Annotated in this window: 18 protein-coding genes and 2 pseudogenes; 15 read left to right on the forward strand and 5 right to left on the reverse strand. The window is 61.3% G+C overall.

Annotated elements, in window-relative coordinates:
• Positions 1 to 123 precede the first annotated feature (123 nt).
• Positions 124 to 1,344 carry a cytochrome P450 family protein gene (locus tag USDA257_RS18795; protein WP_014764533.1) on the forward strand — a complete coding sequence of 407 codons (1,221 nt, stop codon included), beginning with the start codon at positions 124 to 126 and terminating at the stop codon, positions 1,342 to 1,344.
• 409 nt (positions 1,345 to 1,753) lie between these two features.
• On the opposite strand, the gene nhaA is transcribed toward USDA257_RS18795, so the two are convergent.
• Positions 1,754 to 2,929 (reverse strand): Na+/H+ antiporter NhaA, encoded by a 1,176-nt coding sequence (nhaA, locus tag USDA257_RS18800; RefSeq protein WP_014764534.1) that lies wholly within the window; start codon positions 2,927 to 2,929, stop codon positions 1,754 to 1,756.
• A gap of 655 nt (positions 2,930 to 3,584) precedes the next feature.
• Here nhaA and USDA257_RS18805 point away from each other — a divergent pair.
• A pseudogene (locus tag USDA257_RS18805) lies at positions 3,585 to 4,024 on the forward strand (DUF2267 domain-containing protein).
• Between the two features lie 96 nt (positions 4,025 to 4,120).
• Entirely contained in the window at positions 4,121 to 4,456 is a 336-nt protein-coding gene (locus USDA257_RS18810) for a hypothetical protein (protein ID WP_014764536.1), read from the forward strand.
• 165 nt (positions 4,457 to 4,621) lie between these two features.
• On the opposite strand, the gene USDA257_RS18815 is transcribed toward USDA257_RS18810, so the two are convergent.
• From USDA257_RS18815 to USDA257_RS18825, 3 genes are all read right to left on the reverse strand, one after another.
• A complete protein-coding gene (locus USDA257_RS18815) occupies positions 4,622 to 5,083 on the reverse strand; it encodes a hypothetical protein (RefSeq protein ID WP_041414404.1) in 462 nt (153 codons plus the stop codon).
• Positions 5,084 to 5,359: 276 nt separating this feature from the next.
• Positions 5,360 to 5,680: a DUF1476 domain-containing protein gene (locus USDA257_RS18820; RefSeq protein ID WP_014764537.1), complete on the reverse strand. Its 321-nt coding sequence runs from the start codon at positions 5,678 to 5,680 to the stop codon at positions 5,360 to 5,362.
• A 501-nt stretch (positions 5,681 to 6,181) separates the two neighbouring features.
• Complete coding sequence (locus USDA257_RS18825; RefSeq protein WP_014764538.1) at positions 6,182 to 7,393, reverse strand: NnrS family protein; 1,212 nt, start codon at positions 7,391 to 7,393, stop codon at positions 6,182 to 6,184.
• Between the two features lie 249 nt (positions 7,394 to 7,642).
• Here USDA257_RS18825 and nirK point away from each other — a divergent pair, with 249 nt between their 5' ends.
• The 10 genes from nirK to USDA257_RS18875 all read left to right on the forward strand — a co-directional run bounded on the left by nirK (position 7,643) and on the right by USDA257_RS18875 (position 16,618).
• Positions 7,643 to 8,773, forward strand: coding sequence for a copper-containing nitrite reductase (gene nirK / locus USDA257_RS18830; RefSeq protein ID WP_014764539.1), 1,131 nt, complete (start codon positions 7,643 to 7,645; stop codon positions 8,771 to 8,773).
• A 104-nt stretch (positions 8,774 to 8,877) separates the two neighbouring features.
• Positions 8,878 to 9,792, forward strand: a complete 915-nt coding sequence (locus USDA257_RS18835; protein ID WP_014764540.1) for an SUMF1/EgtB/PvdO family nonheme iron enzyme — start codon at positions 8,878 to 8,880, stop codon at positions 9,790 to 9,792.
• A gap of 676 nt (positions 9,793 to 10,468) precedes the next feature.
• Positions 10,469 to 11,164 carry a Crp/Fnr family transcriptional regulator gene (locus USDA257_RS18840; protein ID WP_014764543.1) on the forward strand — a complete coding sequence of 232 codons (696 nt, stop codon included), beginning with the start codon at positions 10,469 to 10,471 and terminating at the stop codon, positions 11,162 to 11,164.
• A 109-nt stretch (positions 11,165 to 11,273) separates the two neighbouring features.
• Positions 11,274 to 11,717, forward strand: coding sequence for a pseudoazurin (locus USDA257_RS18845; RefSeq protein ID WP_014764544.1), 444 nt, complete (start codon positions 11,274 to 11,276; stop codon positions 11,715 to 11,717).
• Between the two features lie 267 nt (positions 11,718 to 11,984).
• Positions 11,985 to 12,170: a periplasmic nitrate reductase, NapE protein gene (gene napE / locus USDA257_RS18850; RefSeq protein WP_014764545.1), complete on the forward strand. Its 186-nt coding sequence runs from the start codon at positions 11,985 to 11,987 to the stop codon at positions 12,168 to 12,170.
• Between the two features lie 7 nt (positions 12,171 to 12,177).
• Complete coding sequence (locus tag USDA257_RS18855; protein WP_014764546.1) at positions 12,178 to 12,678, forward strand: ferredoxin-type protein NapF; 501 nt, start codon at positions 12,178 to 12,180, stop codon at positions 12,676 to 12,678.
• Positions 12,671 to 12,958 (forward strand): chaperone NapD, encoded by a 288-nt coding sequence (locus USDA257_RS18860; RefSeq protein ID WP_014764547.1) that lies wholly within the window; start codon positions 12,671 to 12,673, stop codon positions 12,956 to 12,958. Before USDA257_RS18855 ends, USDA257_RS18860 begins: the two co-directional genes overlap by 8 nt.
• Complete coding sequence (napA, locus tag USDA257_RS18865; protein ID WP_014764548.1) at positions 12,933 to 15,437, forward strand: periplasmic nitrate reductase subunit alpha; 2,505 nt, start codon at positions 12,933 to 12,935, stop codon at positions 15,435 to 15,437. The genes USDA257_RS18860 and napA overlap by 26 nt, the downstream gene beginning before the upstream one ends.
• Entirely contained in the window at positions 15,407 to 15,913 is a 507-nt protein-coding gene (locus USDA257_RS18870; RefSeq protein ID WP_014764549.1) for a nitrate reductase cytochrome c-type subunit, read from the forward strand. Before napA ends, USDA257_RS18870 begins: the two co-directional genes overlap by 31 nt.
• 3 nt (positions 15,914 to 15,916) lie before the next feature.
• A complete protein-coding gene (locus USDA257_RS18875; protein ID WP_014764550.1) occupies positions 15,917 to 16,618 on the forward strand; it encodes a cytochrome c3 family protein in 702 nt (233 codons plus the stop codon).
• A 64-nt stretch (positions 16,619 to 16,682) separates the two neighbouring features.
• On the opposite strand, the gene USDA257_RS18880 is transcribed toward USDA257_RS18875, so the two are convergent.
• The gene (locus USDA257_RS18880; RefSeq protein WP_014764551.1) at positions 16,683 to 17,507 is read right to left on the reverse strand and encodes a universal stress protein; all 825 of its coding nucleotides are present in this window, start codon (positions 17,505 to 17,507) and stop codon (positions 16,683 to 16,685) included.
• Positions 17,508 to 17,642: 135 nt separating this feature from the next.
• On the opposite strand from USDA257_RS18880, the pseudogene USDA257_RS38840 reads away from it, so the two are divergent.
• Both USDA257_RS38840 and USDA257_RS18890 read left to right on the forward strand, forming a co-directional pair.
• Positions 17,643 to 17,836 (forward strand): annotated as a pseudogene (locus tag USDA257_RS38840) (hypothetical protein); the annotation flags it as partial.
• A 112-nt stretch (positions 17,837 to 17,948) separates the two neighbouring features.
• Positions 17,949 to 18,290, forward strand: coding sequence for a transcriptional regulator (locus tag USDA257_RS18890; RefSeq protein ID WP_370055278.1), 342 nt, complete (start codon positions 17,949 to 17,951; stop codon positions 18,288 to 18,290).
• The last annotated feature ends 14 nt before the right edge of the window (positions 18,291 to 18,304 follow it).

Consider the following 18,304-nt stretch of genomic DNA (forward strand, 5'->3'; position numbering starts at 1 on the left):
CCTTCATGTACATCTCCAGCGCCGGTTCCCATATCCGCGGTTCCCATATCCGCTACTATGCCCTACCGAGCGGATTGGCGAGAATCGCATTGGCCCTTCAAGGAAGCTCTCGGAGTGACAAGCATGATCGAGCCGCATGATTTCGATGTCCTGTCGCCGGAGTTCCACGCGAATCCCTTCCCCACGCTCGACCGCATGCGAGCGGAGGGCGCTGTTGTCCGCATGAAGTTGCCTATCGTCGGCCGCACATGGTTCGCGGTCACACATGACACCTGTGCGGCGCTGTTGAAGGATCACGAGAGCTTCGCGCGCGACCCTGCCAATGCGGGGAGCAGGACACAGGCGCGAATTCTGAAGTTGCTACCGAGGACAATCGGCCTTCTGGCATTGAACATGATCGGCTACGACGACCCGGAGCACCGCCGTCTGCGCGGTCTGGTTGACCAGGCGTTCCAGCGCCGATCGATTGAGGCCATGAAGCCGATGATCACGCAAATCGCCGATCGGCTCCTCGATCGATTGGATGGAAAGAGGGAGGTCGATCTCATGTCCGAGTTCTGCCGGGATCTGCCGCTTTCGGTGATCTGCGCGGTGCTCGGCCTGCCGGAGCAGGATCACGATCGCTTCAAGAGATGGCTCGGCGGTCTGAAGGACACTGCCAATATTGGCGCGATCATCCGCGCCGTTCCCGGCGTTGTCCGTGTGGTGCGTTATCTTCGCCGCGTCTCGCGAGCGGGATGCCGAGCGTTGCCTGACGGTCTGGTCGCCGCGTTGCGCGATGCCGAAACGGATGGGCAGACGCTCAGCGAGGACGAACTTGTCTCGATGATCTTCCTGCTCTTCGGAGCTGGGCAGGAAACCACCACGCATCTGATTTCCGGCGGGCTTTTCGCGCTGCTGTCGCACGAGGATGAACTGCTTCGGCTGCAGAATGATCCAAGCCTGATGCCCACCTGTGTCGAGGAGTGCCTGCGCTACGTATCGCCGGTGCAGATGACCAAGCCGCGCTTCGCGAGGCGCGACATGAGGTGGCAGGGACAGCAATTTCGCCGCGGTGACATGATCGCCGCTTTCCTGGCGGCAGCCAACTGCGATCCTGCCAAGTTCGAGCACCCGCACCGTTTCGACATCACGCGCCACCCGAATCCGCATCTCTCCTTCGGTACTGGAGTGCATTTCTGCCTCGGGTTTCAACTCGCGCGGGCAGAGGCGGCAATCGCGTTCGAACGCATCCTTACGCGCTTTCCAGAAATGAGCCTGAACAGCGACCTATCAAACATCAAGTGGCGCAAGCGCCTTGGGATTCGCGCCCTGGCACAACTGCCCGTGAAGCTCGCGGCGTGAAGCTGAATGTCGGCTGGTGCGCCAATCTTCGGTGCGGTAGTGGCGCAATGACCGGACGTGCGGCCGAGATATGGGGGACGTCTCTGCCTGCCTTCCGCACCACTCAGGACGTTCGCGTCAAGACCCGGAAATGCCGGACAGGGTCGCACTTTGCCGTCTGCAAGGAGCCTGCCCAACGACTGTGTGTGGCGAGGCCGGCCTAATTTCCGTCGTGTGAAAGCTGTCATGGTCGCTTAGGGTGTCATTTTCGCCCCTCCCGCAAACGACCCCCTGCTTGTACTCCTTCATGGTGTCCCGGCAGGTGATCGGTTTCAGGCTACGTCCTCGGACCGCTCCGTCGTGCAGAAAGCAGGCTAAACTGCCCCAGGCAGGCCGCAAAGACCGAATTCCTTCTCATACACCCGCCAATTTAGAATGGGCCTGTCGAGAAGACCCTCAGTATGGCGTATCCGCCTGCTCCGGCTATCAGGGAACCGGCCAGGATTCCCAGTTTGGCTTGGTCTTGCAACTCAGGATCATTGAACGCCAGCTGAGCAATGAACAGACTCATCGTGAAACCGAATCCGCAGAGGAGCGAGATACCGGCAACTTGAAGCCAGGTCGCGCCCTCCGGCAAGTCGGCGCTCTTCGAATAAACCAACAGGAGGACAGTACCGAACACACCGACTAATTTCCCGACAGAAAGACCTGCGGCTACGCCGAGAGTGATAGGCTCGATAAGGGCAGCAGGAGTAACACCAGCTAATGAAACGCCGGCGTTGGCGAAGCCAAAGATTGGCACGATGAGGAAGGCGACGGGCGTCCTCAAATAGTGCTCGAGCCGGTGGAGCGGCGATACCGACGGTAACGCTTTCGATGCGTTGAGCGGCAGCTCTGCCGGAATAGTGAGCGAGACGAGCACGCCGGCAAGCGTCGCATGAACGCCCGACCGCAGCAAAAACGCCCAAAGTGCCAGACCCAGAAGCGCATAGAGAGCAAGATTGCTCATCCTCCAGCGGTTCATGACAGCAAGAAACATGAAGAGCAAAGCTGCAACCGCGAGATCCGGTATCGAAAGGCTGCTGCCAAAGAAGAGCGCGATGACAACGATAGCTCCTACATCATCGATGATCGCCAGCGCGGCGAGGAAAATCTTCAAGGAAGATGGAACACGGCGTCCGAGCAGCGAAAGCACCCCGAGTGCGAAGGCTACATCCGTCGCCGATGGTATGGCCCAGCCGCGCAAGGCCTCTGCATCATGGCGATTGAACAAGGCGTAAAGCACCGCCGGCACCAACATCCCACCTGCCGCTGCAGCGCCGGGCAGGATGCAGCCTCTCCAGCTCGAGAGCTCCCCATGGACCCACTCTCGTTTGATCTCGAGTCCAATCTGAAGAAAGAAAAGCGCCATCAACCCGTCGTTGATCCATTGCTGCACGCTGAAAGGTCCGACACTCGTGCGGAGCCCAGCAAAGTATGAGGCGGAAAAACGCGAGTTCGCCAGCGTGATCGCGAGCAACGCTGCCACCATCAGCAGCAAACCTGCGGAGAATTCCATGTTGAAAAATCGACGGAGGGGGCCGGTGATGCGACCGTTTACAGACATTGCGGCGCCTTGTTCCTCACGCTCGCCCTAAAAGACAATCCAGCGGAACCGAGCATGACCACCGGTTTCGCAAATAGACGCGTCACGCGATATTTCCAGTGCTTAAAGCAGCAGTCATCCCGAGCAACACCTTTCCGTGTCGCGGATTCGGCATAAGAGCCGCCCTCGCGGCTCTCCCGCAGTACCTCATCCCAGCCATCCGAGATACAGGGCGGCAGACAGGCCGAGCTGGAGAACAGCCAATGTGATCACCAGAACTATGAAACCGCGCTTCAGGAGGGTCATTCGATATCCGTCTCCAAGGGTCCGCCAACACCGATTGCACCTTGCGGGGGGCTCGCGAAATCTCACGGTCAGTGAACGCACGTTAAACTGTATGTCGCCAACTGCCGTGACCTTCGGCTGACAGGCAGAGCGAAACAGCTCATCCCCGCGCCGTTGTCAAATCCCGCGTAGTCGCCCAGTCGGAGTTCGGAGTTGGCCACTTTGCTGGAGTGGTGCGAGAAGCGATGTGCGGCCGCTCTGCGCGAAATGTGAAGGCCGTTTAGATCATTTAGACGGGCCGGCACGGACGGTCTCGAGGAAGGTCCGGACGCTGGAACATCGGCGCTTCCTTGTGGTTCGGCCGTCATCACATCAAATTCAGGAGAGCGTCATGAGTGCTTCCGGTGTCGCCGTCTTCGACAAGACGCTTCAGATCACGAATGGCTGGCTCGATGAAATCATCGAACATCAGGGGCCGGATCGTCAGCGCGCATGGCATATTCTGAGTGCTGTTCTTTACACCCTGCGCGATCGCTTTTCCGCCGACCTGTCGGCTCATCTTTCCGCGCAACTGCCGCTGCTCGTGCGGGGACCTATTACGATCAATACGAGCCCTCCAGACAGCCGGTACAGTCGCGGACCCTGGACGAGTTCCTTGGCCGGGTGAAAGAGGAACTCACGTTCACCCGCCCGGTCGATGCCAAGGAGGCCGTGCAAACGGTATTTCACGTGCTGTCGCACCACCTTGATTCCGGCGAAATCCGCAAGATCCGCGAAAGTCTGTCCCAGGATGTGCGGGCACTCTGGCCAGACCCGACCCAGCGTCAATAGTCCGGCCAAGGGTGGGGAAGGTCATGCACCTGCCTTGCGTCGAGAAAGTTGCTGGGGCGAGATCTTTGGGATGGTACACCTCGACGGAGGAATCCAATGTCATTGTTCGAGATCCTGGCTGACCAGGAAACCACCGATAAGCTCGGCGCCGCCATGATCATATTGACCCGTGACGAAGGTGGTGGCCATCCCCGCAAAGGCATCATACTCACGCACGAGCTCGTCGAGGATGCATTCGGTGGCGACCGCGACCGAGCCGCTGGGGTTATCAGGTCGGGAGTAATCGTTCATGAGGCTATGCGCAGGATCGACAGTCCGGACAGGCTGATCTACCAGACGCTCGATGCAGCGACCGCTGTCGTCCGCTGGCACTTGGCCACCTTCAGCCGCGATGATCTGGGACTCTTCGAAGGACCGGTGCGTTCCAGATGAGACTGCCAGGGATCACAGAGCCAGCTCCCGTCATGCGTGGATGCCCGGCAAATCGGCCGTGTTTCATCCGGCACCTGTAGCTCGCTTTTGAGCTGTGGTCGGTGACCACCTTCGACTGTCACCGTGGTGCCCGGTACCGTCTGCCAGAAAGTGCCTGATCGAAACTCAAGCGATATGGGATCTCGGCGGTCCAACGATCAGCAGCGCATTCAATAGCATGGCGAACAGACCGGGCCGAGATTCCAGTATCTCGCGGACACATCGGGCAGCCGCCTCTGCGCGCACCGTCGCACCGGAATGGCAGCTGCATACAAGCTGGTGCAACTCCCAATCGGTTAATTCGAAGAAACGCTTCGCCTCGCCATAGGTATCGTCTTGAAGGCCCTCCGCACGAAGCACAGCGTCCCCAAATGCGACCGTGATGGGCGAGCCTGCGCTTCTCATCGCGTCACGCGCCCATGCCGGCTGATACTCGGTCTCCGAAAGTGTGCTCAGACGGTTATCAGGTGTATTGTCCAAAAGCTCTGCCCAGCGCGCAAGGCGTTCAGCTCGCGTCATCTCCCGGCGCTGCAGGTCTGCGTGAACGCCGGCTACTGCTTGCAGTCGCTCGCGTGGTTCGTATTTCATCGTTGCCTCTCATATTAGAGTATTCTTTGAGAGGTATGGCGCTTAGAGATATCGACAAGGGGTTGGGAGAAGCTTCAACACCCTGCGCGGAGAACGCGGACCGACGCTCGACGATCTTCATGGCAATCCCACCGAAGGTCCGGTATTGCCGGGATTCCCTTGCATCGCCGCGAGCATCCGTTCCACGGCCCACGGCTACTAGAAGCACCAAGCCAGCGGATTGGCCATCCCAGTCCGAGATCGCAGTCGCGGTTTTCTGTCAGAACCCAGTGGTAGTCAGGTGTCCCTGATCTGGTCGACTGCGGTCGCCAGCAGTTCGTCCATGACTACGCGAATCTGTTGATCGGACTGGGCGACGCCAGCCGCGTCGAAATCGGCCCGCACCTTTCGGAACACATCGTTGTCCCCTGCTTCTTCGAAGTCCGCGCTGACCACCTCCTTCGCATAGGCGTCGGCGTCCGCGCCGGCTTTACCGAGCTTTTCAGCGGCCCACAGGCCAAGCAGCTTGTTACGCCGCGCCATCGCCTTGAACTTCAACTCCTCGTCCATCGCGAACTTCTTTTCGAAGCCTTCCTGACGGTCCCTTATGCTGCTCATCGCTTGGCCTTCGTTTCAGGTTGTTGGGTTTCGACCTTCATCCGACATCCAGAAGATGACCGGCTAGTCCGATCCGAGGGTGGCGCGAATGGACGTCGTTGGCAAGACCAGACCATTCGCGCAGATGATCGGCGAGAACTACAAACGCAAGCTGGAACGGTGCGGTTCTTGTTCTGACCCCGGAAAGGTGGCTGATGGCGGGAAATCCGGACCTTCCGACGGGCCGTCGGGAACCTCCACTTCGGGGTGGAGAGCAGGCTTCTCGGCCTTCAGTATCAAAGTCCACTTCTGGGGCGCGCAGCAGACTTCGGCAGACCAGCATTCCATTTGACGTGACATCGTGAGAGGAAGAGCTCCACGTTCGCTTGGACCTGACCCTTCTCATCAGCAATCAAGGGTCTGTGGTGAACGCGGTGGAATGCTCGAAAAAGAGTGCCCGCTGTCTAGGCAGGCGAGTTCCTGTTGCTTTTTGCTCCACGGCTGTTGTGGAATCCGAACGCTCTAGCGCAACGCGCGGCGCTTGCGCACCAGAATCGGCCCATATTCGAAGCAGAACAGCGCAAAGGCCAGGATCCATGCGCTTCCGGAGACGGCATAGAGTCTCGTTGCGATGGCGGGAAGTATCTCCGCGAGCGGGCGCAGCAGCGCCGAAACCACGACCGCGGCATAGGAGGCGGCCGTCAATCGCGATGCGGTCAGCGGGTGGCCCGTGTGCCCGCGGCTGGCGCGGGTCATAACCGCAAGCATCATCGCGGCGATGGCGCCCACCGTAAGCACATGCATGACAGAACGTTCTTCGACGAGGCCGAGCGCGCCGAAGCCGATTGCGGCGAAGCCCAAGGGAACGAAGGCATAGGCCACGTGCAGAATGACGAGCAGCATTTCCGGCCAGGTGGCCCAGCCGCGCCAGCGGCCGAGCCGGACGGTGTGCAGCAGGGCGGCGGCAAGGGCTGCCACCGCCGTGATCGGATGATCCGGAACAAGCGTCCATGCGCCCAGCGCTGCGATGCCTGCGAGGATGGCGACCGTGTCGAAGTGGTTGTAGGAAACCGGAAAGTCGGTGCGGCCGGCACGATTCAGCCAGTTGCGGGTGAAGCTCGGCAGGATTCGCCCGCCGACGATGGTGATAAGGACCACATAGGCAGAGATGGCGAGACGCATCGCAACGGGCGCATGGTCTCCGGTGATCACCGCCACATGGAAGCAGGCATTGGCAAGAGACAGTGCCAAGAGCCCGCCCAGCACCTTCAGATCCTTCCACTTGCGGCCGGCGATCACCTCGCGGGCGCAGATCAAGAGCAGCGCCGGAAGGAAGAGGCAGTCCACCGCCGCGGCGGCCGGAACGCCGATCACATCAGGCGAAAGCAGGGCCATGCGCCCCGCCAGCCACAGCGCGAACAGTGCGGCGAGCGGCCAGCCGGAGACCGGCAGGCGACCCGTCCAGTTCGGCACCGCCGTCAGCAGGAAGCCGGCAAGGACCGCCGGGGCGAACCCGAACAGCATCTCGTGCGCATGCCAGGCGTGAGCGCCGTAGCTGCCGGCGATTTCGAGATGGCCGGCGAGGGCCGCGATCCAGAGGGTCATGGCGGCTACCGCCCAGATAGCGGCGCCTAGGAAAAACGGCCGGAAACCATATGAGAAGAGCACCGGCCCCGTGCGTGCGAGGCCCCGCGGCACGTAGCCGGGACGCTCGGCCACCTTTGATCCATTCATGATTAAACTCCTGATGTCTGGGTCGCACCTGACTACCGGAGTTGCGCAAGGTGTTCTTTGACAATTGGCAAAGACACGGCAGTTGGGTTTCCGGCAGCGACGACCATGCGGAGCTGTCGCCTCCGCTAGTCAAAATGTCGCAGCAGGGCAATTTGACTGTTTGCTCCACCTCAAAGAGCCAGCCCCCGACCACCCTAGGATGAGAACGACCGAGCGATTTTCGCTCCGTCTTCATAAAGGAGAGGTTCCATGTCCGAGCAATTCCAGATGACACGCCGCAGCATGTTGGCGGGCGCCGCGATCGCGGGTGCCCTGACGCCGCTGGTCGGCGCTGTATCCGCGCATGCGGAAGAGGCGGTCGCCAAGGTCGCTCTCGTCGACGTCGCATCGCTGCCGCGGGTGAAGGTCGATCTCGTCAAGCCGCCCTTCGTCCACGCCCATACTCAGAAGGCCGAAGGCGGCCCGAAGGTCGTCGAGTTCACGCTGACGATCGAGGAGAAGAAGATCGTTATCGACGAACAGGGCACGGAAGTTCAGGCGATGACCTTCAACGGCTCGGTTCCCGGTCCGCTAATGGTCGTGCACCAGGACGACTATGTAGAGCTGACGCTGATCAATCCCGAGACCAACCAGTTGCAGCACAATATCGACTTCCATTCGGCAACCGGCGCGCTGGGGGGCGGGGCGCTGACGGTCGTCAATCCGGGCGAGACCACGGTGTTACGCTTCAAGGCGACCAAGGCAGGCGTCTTCGTCTACCACTGCGCACCTCCCGGCATGGTTCCGTGGCACGTCACTTCGGGGATGAACGGCGCGATCATGGTTCTGCCGCGCGAAGGACTGTCCGACGGCAAAGGCAAGTCGATTACCTATGACAAGGTCTACTATGTCGGCGAGCAGGACTTCTATGTACCGCGCGACGAAGACGGCAAGTTCAAGAAGTATGAAAGCGCCGGGGACGCCTATGCCGATACGCTCGAAGTGATGCGCACGCTGACCCCGTCCCATATCGTCTTCAACGGTGCGGTGGGAGCGCTCACCGGCGACAATGCGCTAAAGGCGGCGGTCGGCGAGAAGGTGCTGATCGTCCATTCGCAGGCCAACCGCGACACCCGCCCACATCTGATCGGCGGCCACGGCGACTATGTCTGGGCGACCGGCAAGTTCCGCAATCCTCCGGACGTCGATCAGGAGACCTGGTTCATACCCGGCGGCACGGCGGGCGCTGCCTTCTACACTTTCGAGCAGCCCGGCATCTACGCCTACGTGAACCATAACCTAATCGAGGCGTTCGAGCTCGGCGCCGCCGCCCATTTTGCCGTCACCGGCGATTGGAACGACGACCTGATGACTTCGGTTCGTGCTCCTTCGGGCACCTGACAGATGCCGGTCGCTCCGATGGCCCACGTCGGAGCGACCGTGGAAATCGCCGCCTGACCCCTCGGCGAGACCGGCATGGAAGGGATCGTCGCAAGGAGGCCGCCATGGCCGCACTTTCCAAAATCAGAGAAGGCGCTCCCATCTCGCTTGCAATACCCTCCGCGCTCTTTCTGATTCTCGCGGGACTCCTTGCAATTGAGACGCGGCTGCTGGGGAGCGCTCCGTCTGGCAGCGCCCTCAATGAGCCGCCCGTCGTGACCGTCGCCTCGCACGATTTCCGGTATCGGGTCGCCGGTGAGTTCTTCAAGAATGACTACGCCGTCGACGGGCCGGTGGAGACTGTGCGCATAAGCGCGCCGCTCACGATCATGAAATATCAGGTGACGGCAGCCGATTACGCGCGCTGCGTGGCGGAAGATGCCTGTCCGGCCGCCGAACCCGAGCACGTGCCCAACGATCCCGAAGACATGCCGGCAACGGGCGTGAGCTTCGACGATGCGCAGGCCTATGCGGCCTGGCTCAGCCGGCGAACCGGCGCAGTCTGGGTCCTCCCGACGGACGAGCAGCTTGCCTTTGCGGCGGGCAGCCGTTTTCCCGACGACGCGCTCGGCGTCGAAGACGACGGCTCCAATCCGGCCTTACGATGGCTCGCCGACTACTACCGCGAGACGGCGCGCAAGGCGTCCCGCGAGCCGGAGCCGCAGCGGCTCGGACATTTCGGCGAGAGCGAGACGGGCCTCTCCGACTTCGCCGGCAATGTCTGGGAATGGACGACGACCTGCATCCGGCGCGTCACGCTCGACCGCGCGGGAAAGGTTGCCAGCGATGCCTCATCCTGCGGCATCTACATCGCCACCGGCAAGCATCGGGCCGCGCTCAGCTCCTTTGTGCGCAACCCTAAGGGGGGCGGCTGCGCCGTCGGCGCGCCGCCTGACAATGTCGGCTTCCGCCTGGTGAAGGATACGCGGTGGTATGCGCCCTTGCTGCAGACGCTGCGCGAGAGGGGTCTCGACGTCTGAAGTGCGCCGCCTCGTCGTGATCCGGCACGGAGAATCCTCTTACGAGGATCCACGTGGTTAAAGGGCAGGTTCCGGAGGCCGAACACAGCGCACGAGAGAGCCGCCGCTCCTGTGCGAACGGATCCACCCCGGCGCCTCCGCTGAGCCGCAGCTCGAGATAGAACGAGTCCTTGGGTTCTTGCGGAGCCGGGCAAAGGGGTTGCCCCTCTCCATGCGACTGTCGCCCTGTCCAGGGGCGAACATAGCGCGGCGCGCCAATCCTTCCTCTCGGGCTGAGAGCCGAATCAGGAGCGAAGAATTCGGACACGAGGGTCAGCGGTCGCAAATCCAACCGTGTCGAATGTCGCCATCAATCCAGGCCGCCTCCATCAGGTACCCGGTCAGGTAGAAGTCGCCGGCAACAATGCTTCGGTGCGGGCGATGCAATGCCCGAGGTGAAGCAGGCGCTCAGTGCGGCTCGTCAATAGGCTTGTCCGGTGCGCCAATGCGACGCGCCTTGCTCACCGAGCGCGGTCGGAAGATGGGGATCAGCCTCCAAGTGCTTCTTCAACCACTCCGACGAATCCGCCTTTTGTCGCCACCGCGAAACCTCTGCTTTTTTCCCTGTTTCCGCCATGTTAGTAAAATCGCAGCCGCAATTGTTCCGATTCAAGGACTCCTGCAGTAGGAAAATGGAATGAAGATCGACCGGAGTGTCGTGAGGTCGCTTGCCCTGTTCGACAGGATGAGCGACGCAGATCTGGACAGGCTGCTCGCCCATGCGACGGCAAGACGCGTCCCGCCAGGCGACGCGGTGTTCGAGCAGGGTCAGACAGCCACTAGCTTTTTCCTGCTCCTGCATGGGCGGCTGAAGGTGACCCAAGTCACCGAGGACGGTCAGCAGATCATAGTGCGCGTCGTCCATCCGGGCGACCTCTTCGGATTTGCAAAGGCGCTGCAGCGTTCGGATTATCCAGGTACTGCGACCGCCGCCACTGAAAGCCTCGCTCTTTCCTGGCCGACGGACCTTTGGCCGCAATTCGTCGAGCAGAATCCGCTCCTTGCCGTCAGCACCATGCAGACGATCGGCCAGCGCCTCGAAGAGGCGCACACGCGGATCCGCGAGATGTCGACACAGGAGGTGGAGAGGCGCGTCGCCCATGCGGTGCTGCGCCTTTCGCGACAGGCTGGCAAGCAGGAAAAAGGCGGCATCCGAATCGACTTTCCGATTTCCCGCCAAGACATCGCTGAAATGACGGGAACCACACTGCATACGGTGTCGCGCATTCTCAGCGCCTGGGAGCAGAAGGGGCTGGTCGAGGGTGGGCGTCAGAAGCTCATCATCCGCGACCTGCCAGGCCTGGCGGCGCTCGCCGAAGGTGGACGGGACTAGCTGGATTTTCCCGTGACTGTTTGACAAGCATCAAAGAGCAGTTGCTCTTTCTGTTTTATCTCCTTGCCGTAAGGACCAAACAGGGTTCTGAAACCAAGGAGAAATTCTAGTGCGCATAATTGCAAAGGGCATGGCAGTCGCCGCAGTTCTTGCCGCCTTCACAGGCACGGCATTCGCCGCCGATTTCGAGGTCCGCATGCTGAACAAGGGCGCCGAGGGCGCAATGATCTTCGAACCGGCATTCGTCAAGGTCAATCCGGGCGACAGCGTCACGTTCGTTCCAACTGACAAGGGACATAACGTCGAGACGATCAAGGACATGATTCCCGACGGGGCCACGGCCTTCAAGAGCAAGATGAACGAGACCTATAAAGTGACTTTCGACGTACCGGGAGTCTACGGCGTCAAGTGCACGCCGCATGTCGGCATGGGCATGGTCGCGGCCGTCGTCGTCGGTGATGCGCCTGCCAATGTCGAGAAGGTGAAGGCAGTGAAGTTGCCCAAAAAGGCGCGGGAGCGCCTAGACGCCGCTCTCGCCGGGGCCCTCCAATAGAATCGGCAGCACTTCAAATGAAATATCGGGCCCGGTGCAGTACAACCCTGTCTGCGCCGGGTCCGCTTAATGTAGCTGCCATCGATAGTTTAGTCGTATCGAAATATACTGGAACCTTCACCGTTTCCCGCCAAGTAGTTGACAAAAATCAATTTCTCCGAGTGTTCGAAACTGAGAATCGACGAATTATCTCGGCTCTCCCTTTATTTTTTTGCTCGAGCCACTAGACTTCCTTGAGGCCCATGCGTTTGGAGAGGAGACGCTTGAATGCCCGATGCCGACCAGCCAACGGCGAGCCTTCCACGCACGCGGCGACGAAACGAAGTCGTCACCTTTCTCGTGTTGGCGTTCGGCATCTGGCCGATCGTGGCCGTGGGCGTGGTCGGTGCCTACGGATTTCTCGTCTGGATGTTCCAGCTCATCTTCGGGCCACCTGGTCCGCCAGCGCATTGAGGGCGACATGGGTGAGGGGATAGGCATATCGAGGCGGAATTTTCTGCGCGGTCGCTACGAGGGGCGGGGCAAGCGCATCTGTCCTCCCGGAGCCACGTCCGCGAGCCTTGAAGCCTGTACCGGCTGCGGGAGATGCGTCGACGCCTGTCCGACGCACATCATCCGGCTGATCGCGGATCGCCCCGCGCTCGATTTCTCCGTCGCGGAGTGCACCTTCTGCGGCCAATGCGCGGAACTCTGTCCCGAGCCGGTCTTCACCGGCCAGCCACAACAATTTCCACATGTCGCGATGATCGGCGAGAGCTGTCTTGCCAGGAACCGCACCGATTGCCAGGCCTGTCGCGATGTTTGTCCGACGGAGGCGATCCGCTTCCGTCCGCGTGCCGGCGGACCGTTCTTGCCCGAGCTCAGCGAAGAGGCCTGCACCGGCTGCGGCGCCTGTCTTCCCGTCTGTCCGGTGGCGGCCATAAGCATCCGAGAGGTCGAGTGGGAGCGTGCCCATGTCTGATCCGAGCGCGTCCTATCACATCTCCAGCGCCGTCATCGTGACGATGCCGCATATGCGGGAGCGTGTCGTCGCCTGTCTCGCCGAGATGCCGAACGTCGAGGTTTACGCCCATGAGGCGGGAAAGATCGTCGTCGTGATCGAGGGCACGAGCACCGGGATGCTCGGCGAAAGCCTTTCGCGCATCGCATTGCTCGAGGGCGTGGTGGCAGCCAACATGGTTTTTGAGCATGTCGAAACTCAAGGAGAGATCGGCCATGACCGGCGAACTGACGCGGCGTGAAATGTTGAAGGCGCATGCGGCCGGCATCGCCGCAGCCACTGCGGGCATTGCGCTTCCGGCCGCGGCGCAGCCGGTGCCGGGGGGTGTCGAGGCGCTGCAGATAAAGTGGGCGAAGGCTCCTTGCCGCTTCTGCGGCACCGGCTGCGGCGTCATGGTCGGCGTTAAGGAGGGACAGGTCGTCGCAACCCATGGCGACATGCAGGCCGAGGTCAACCGTGGCCTCAACTGCATCAAGGGCTATTTCCTTTCCAAGATCATGTACGGCGCCGACCGTCTCAAGACGCCCTTGATGCGCAAGCGCAACGGTGTCTTTGCCAAGGACGGCGAGTTCGAGCCGGTGAGCTGGGACGAAGCCTTCGACGTCATGGCAGAGCAGGCGAAGAAGGTGCTGAAGGAGAAGGGCCCGACCGCCGTCGGCATGTTCGGCTCCGGGCAATGGACGATCTTCGAGGGCTATGCGGCCACCAAGCTGATGCGCGCCGGCTTTCGCTCCAACAATCTCGATCCCAATGCCCGCCACTGCATGGCTTCGGCCGCTTACGCCTTCATGCGGACCTTCGGCATGGACGAGCCGATGGGGTGCTACGACGATTTCGAACATGCCGACGCCTTCGTGCTCTGGGGCTCGAATATGGCCGAGATGCACCCGATCCTGTGGACGCGTCTCGCCGACCGAAGGCTTGGACATGAGCATGTCAAGGTGGCGGTGCTCTCGACCTTCACCCATCGCAGCATGGATCTCGCCGACATTCCGATCGTCTTCAAGCCCGGCACCGATCTGGCGATCCTCAACTACATCGCCAATCACATCATCCAGACGGGCCGGGTCAACGAGGAGTTCGTCAAGAAGCATACGACCTTCATGGTTGGCGCGACCGACATCGGCTACGGCCTGAGGCCCGACGATCCACTTGAGCTCAAGGCGACCAACGCCAAGGATGCGGCCAAGATGACGCCGAGCGACTTCGAGAGCTTCAAGACTTTCGTTTCGGAATACACGCTCGACAAGACCGTCGAACTGACGGGGGTCGAGGCCGGGTTCCTCGAACAATTGGCCGATCTCTATGCCGATCCCAGCCGCAAGGTGATGTCGCTCTGGACCATGGGCTTCAACCAGCATGTGCGCGGCGTCTGGGTCAACCACATGGTCTACAACCTCCATTTGTTGACCGGGAAGATCTCCGAGCCCGGCAACAGCCCATTTTCGCTGACCGGCCAGCCTTCGGCCTGCGGTACGGCACGCGAGGTCGGCACCTTCGCCCACCGGCTGCCGGCCGACATGACCGTCACCAATCCGGAGCACCGCAAGCACGCCGAGGAGATCTGGCGCATTCCCCACGGTCTCATTCCGGAGAAGCCCGGCTATCACGCCGTCGAACAGGACCGGATGCTGAAGGACGGCAAGCTCAATTTCTATTGGGTGCAGGTCAACAACAACGTCCAGGCGGCTCCCAATACGGAGAACGAAACCTACCAGGGTTACCGCAATCCGGACAATTTCATCGTCGTCTCGGACGTCTATCCGACGATCACCGCAATGAGCGCCGACCTCATCCTTCCGGCCGCCATGTGGGTGGAGAAGGAGGGCGCCTATGGCAATGCCGAGCGCCGTACGCATGTCTGGCACCAACTCGTCGATGCGCCCGGCGAGGCGCGTTCCGATCTCTGGCAGATGGTGGAATTCTCGAAGCGCTTCACCACCGACGAGGCCTGGCCGGCCGATATCCTCGATGCCAATCCCGGCTATCGCGGCAAGACCCTTTACGAGGTGCTCTTCAAGAACGGCAATGTCGACCGCTTCCCGGCAAGCGAAATCAACAAGGAATACGCCAACCGGGAGGCCGAGGCCTTCGGCTTCTACATCCAGAAAGGCCTGTTCGAGGAGTATGCCTCCTTCGGGCGCGGACACGGCCATGACCTGGCGCCCTATGAGCGTTACCACGAGGAACGGGGGCTCCGCTGGCCTGTCGTCGACGGCAAGGAGACGCTGTGGCGCTACCGGGAAGGCTATGATCCCTATGTGAAGCCGGGGGAGGGCGTGAAGTTTTATGGCCGCCCGGATGGCAAGGCAGTGATCCTCGCCGTTCCCTACGAGCCGCCGGCGGAATCTCCCGACGACGAATACAATGTCTGGCTGGTGACGGGCCGCGTCCTCGAGCATTGGCACTCGGGCTCGATGACGATGCGGGTGCCGGAACTCTACAAGGCGTTCCCCGGTGCCGTCTGCTTCATGAATGCCGGTGACGCCCGCGATCGCGGCATCAACCAGGGCGCCGAGGTGCGGATCGTTTCCCGTCGCGGCGAGATTCGCGCCCGCGTCGAGACGCGCGGCCGCAACCGAATGCCGCCGGGCGTCATCTTCGTACCCTGGTTCGACGCCAGCAGGCTGATCAACAAGGTGACACTCGACGCAACCGATCCCATCTCCAAACAGACGGATTTCAAAAAATGCGCGGTCAAAATCGTCTCTGTCGCATGATGAGAAGCCCCGGATCGTGGCTCGGAGGGCTGTTGGCGATCCTCTTCGTCGCAACGGGGGCGATCGCCCAGATGGTGCCGGGCGAGAGGGTGCCGGAGCTCTCCGGACCGCCGCAGGAGATGGGCGAGGTGGAGGCGGAGCCAATCCCCAAGTGGGTCGTCGACGACGCCCGGAAGGAGCGGGCCTATCCCGACCAGCCGCCGGTCATCCCCCATTCGATCGAAGGGTACCAGCTTTCGGTCAACACCAACCGGTGCCTCTCCTGCCACAAGCGCGAACTGACCCAGGAGTCCGGCGCGCCGATGATCAGCGTGACCCATTACATGACGCGGGAAGGCCAGATGCTCGCGGACGTTTCGCCGCGGCGCTATTTCTGCACGGCGTGCCATGTCCCCCAGGCCGACGTGCGTCCGCTTGTCGAAAACACCTTCAAAGACATGAGCGAGATGGGCGTCAAGCAGGCAGGGAGCGAGTAGGCCATGGCTCGGATAAAGCGCGTCCTGCTCTGGGTGTGGAAGCTTCTGACAACGCCGGCCGCAACCCTCAGCCTCGCATTCCTGACGCTCGGCGGCTTCGTCGGCGGCGTGATCTTCTGGGGCGCCTTCAACACCGCTTTGGAGCTCACCAACACGGAGGAGTTTTGCGTCTCCTGTCATGAGATGCGGACCAACGTCTATGAGGAGCTTACGCGCACGGTTCATTTCGCCAACCGCTCGGGCGTCCGGGCGTCCTGTCCCGACTGTCACGTGCCGCATGAATGGACGGACAAGATCGCTCGCAAGATGCAGGCTTCGAAGGAAGTCTGGGGCAAGATCTTCGGTACCATCAACACGCGCGAGAAATTCCTCGACCACCGGCTGGAGCTCGCCAAGCACGAATGGGCTCGGCTCAAGGCCAATGACAGCCTTGAATGCCGCAACTGTCACTCGTCGGCGGCGATGGACCTCTCGAAGCAGACACAACGCGCCGCCGAGATCCATACCCGCTACCTGCTGCCCGGAAAGGCCACCTGCATCGATTGCCACAAGGGCATCGCCCACGAACTGCCGAACATGCAGGGCGTCGAGCCCGGCTGGAAGTTGCCGCCTGAACTCGAAGGAGAGAAGCTGCCTTCTGCTTCCGCGATCGATGAGCTGAAGCGGGTCATGGACAAGGCTCACAGCGCGGCGCTCGCGAATTGAGACCACCGAACGCCCGAGGCTTGCGGCGGGGCTTCTGAAGCCTCCCGGTAACCGGAACAGACGGTTATCGGACCATCAAGACCGGCATGGCTGGTGCGTCGATCATCGCCTTGGTTACTCCGCCGAATACCCTCTCGCGGATGCGCGAGTGCCCATAGGCGCCGATCACGATCAGGTCGGCCGAAGTGTCGCGTGCGTGCTTGGCGAGTACCTCTTCGACTGCGCGGCCGGCACTCGGAAGCCGGTCGACTGTCACTTTGACGCCGTGGCGTGCAAGATACGCGGCGACATCGGCGCCCGGTTCTTCGCCGTTCTTGGTCCTTGGATCGACGAGCACCAGGTTCACGCCCTCGGCGTTTCTCATCATGTCCAGCGCCTCGCGGGCGGCCCTTGCGGACTCGATGGTCGAGTTCCACGCCAGGAGGATGTTCTTCGGCTGCAAGGTGGCTGACCCAAGATCCGAAGCGAGCAGGACCGGCCGTGCCGAATAGAAGAGAGCACCTTCTATAACTCCCCGCCGGAGGAGCTCATCTACCCCTAGACTTGTGCCGATCAAGCTGACATCAGCATACCGGGCACGCTCTCCGACGTCTTGCCCAAGCCGCGTCGTCTCTGAGTATCGCCCAACCAGATCGAATGAAATCCCGGCACGTCCAAGGATCTCCCTGGCTTCTCTGACCGCTTGACGCAGTTGCTCCATGTCACTGTCGCGGCTGTCAATCCAGGCGGCGGAGATGGCTGCGAGGTCTCCCATCGGAGGGAGAGTGGCTATCTTGCTGGCGAGAACCGAGAGGTGCGCACCCTCCATTGCACAAAGATCTGCCGCTGCCCTCAGGTCGTCGTCGAATTGGCTGACACCAACCACGAGGAGGATCGTCTTGTACGTCATTGCCCTGGTCTCCCGAAAACCGGCTTGAAAATTCAGGAGCGATCCTACTCCGGGTATTGGTGGCTACATTGATCACGGTCAAGAACGTCGCGACGGGCTGCCAGCTTGGGAGGTCATCCTTCGGTGGATAACGAGATGAATTCAGAAAGGGCTGTTGAGGCGGCCTATTTTCTCGCCGCGACGGCAATGTCGAGCGTTTTGCGTTGAGATTGGCACTGGCCGAACTCATCGGCGATGGCCTTCTCTTCTCGTTCATCCCTTCCATCCTCGTCGTGGCGCTGGTCGGCGGCCGGAATCCGATCCTCTTTGCGGCCGGACTGTCGCTTTTGGTCCGTCCTGATTCTTGCGGAGTTGATCTCGCGCAATGCGGCGCGTTGCCGCAAGCGTTAATGGCGGCTCACGGCGGGCAGGTGCACGCCAGATTGCGCGGGACTGAAATTGTTGGCTGCCAGAAGCATTGTCGTCGTTGCACCGGACCAGGGCCTCCGTCGATCCGTGGCGTTCGCCCTTGAGGTCGAAGGATATTCGACGGAGTGCTACGATGCACTTTGGAAGGCCGAAAGCTCCTCGAGGGAGTCATTTTGCGCGATCGTCGACGACGAGATACTGAAGGCAGACGCGCAGGCCGCGCAATCGCTGCGGAATCTGGGATCGCATGTCATCCTTCTCGTGGATGGGCTCTCGGCAGTTAGAGCGCATGCGGACACGATAGTCTTGACGAAGCCGTTCAGCGGTTCCGACCTGCTCGGCGCGGTCGACGGCCTAGCCGAACTGGCTAAGTAGTTTCCCTTAGTGAT

This window comes from Sinorhizobium fredii USDA 257 (genome assembly GCF_000265205.3).
GTDB classification, from domain to species: Bacteria; Pseudomonadota; Alphaproteobacteria; order Rhizobiales; family Rhizobiaceae; genus Sinorhizobium; species Sinorhizobium fredii_B.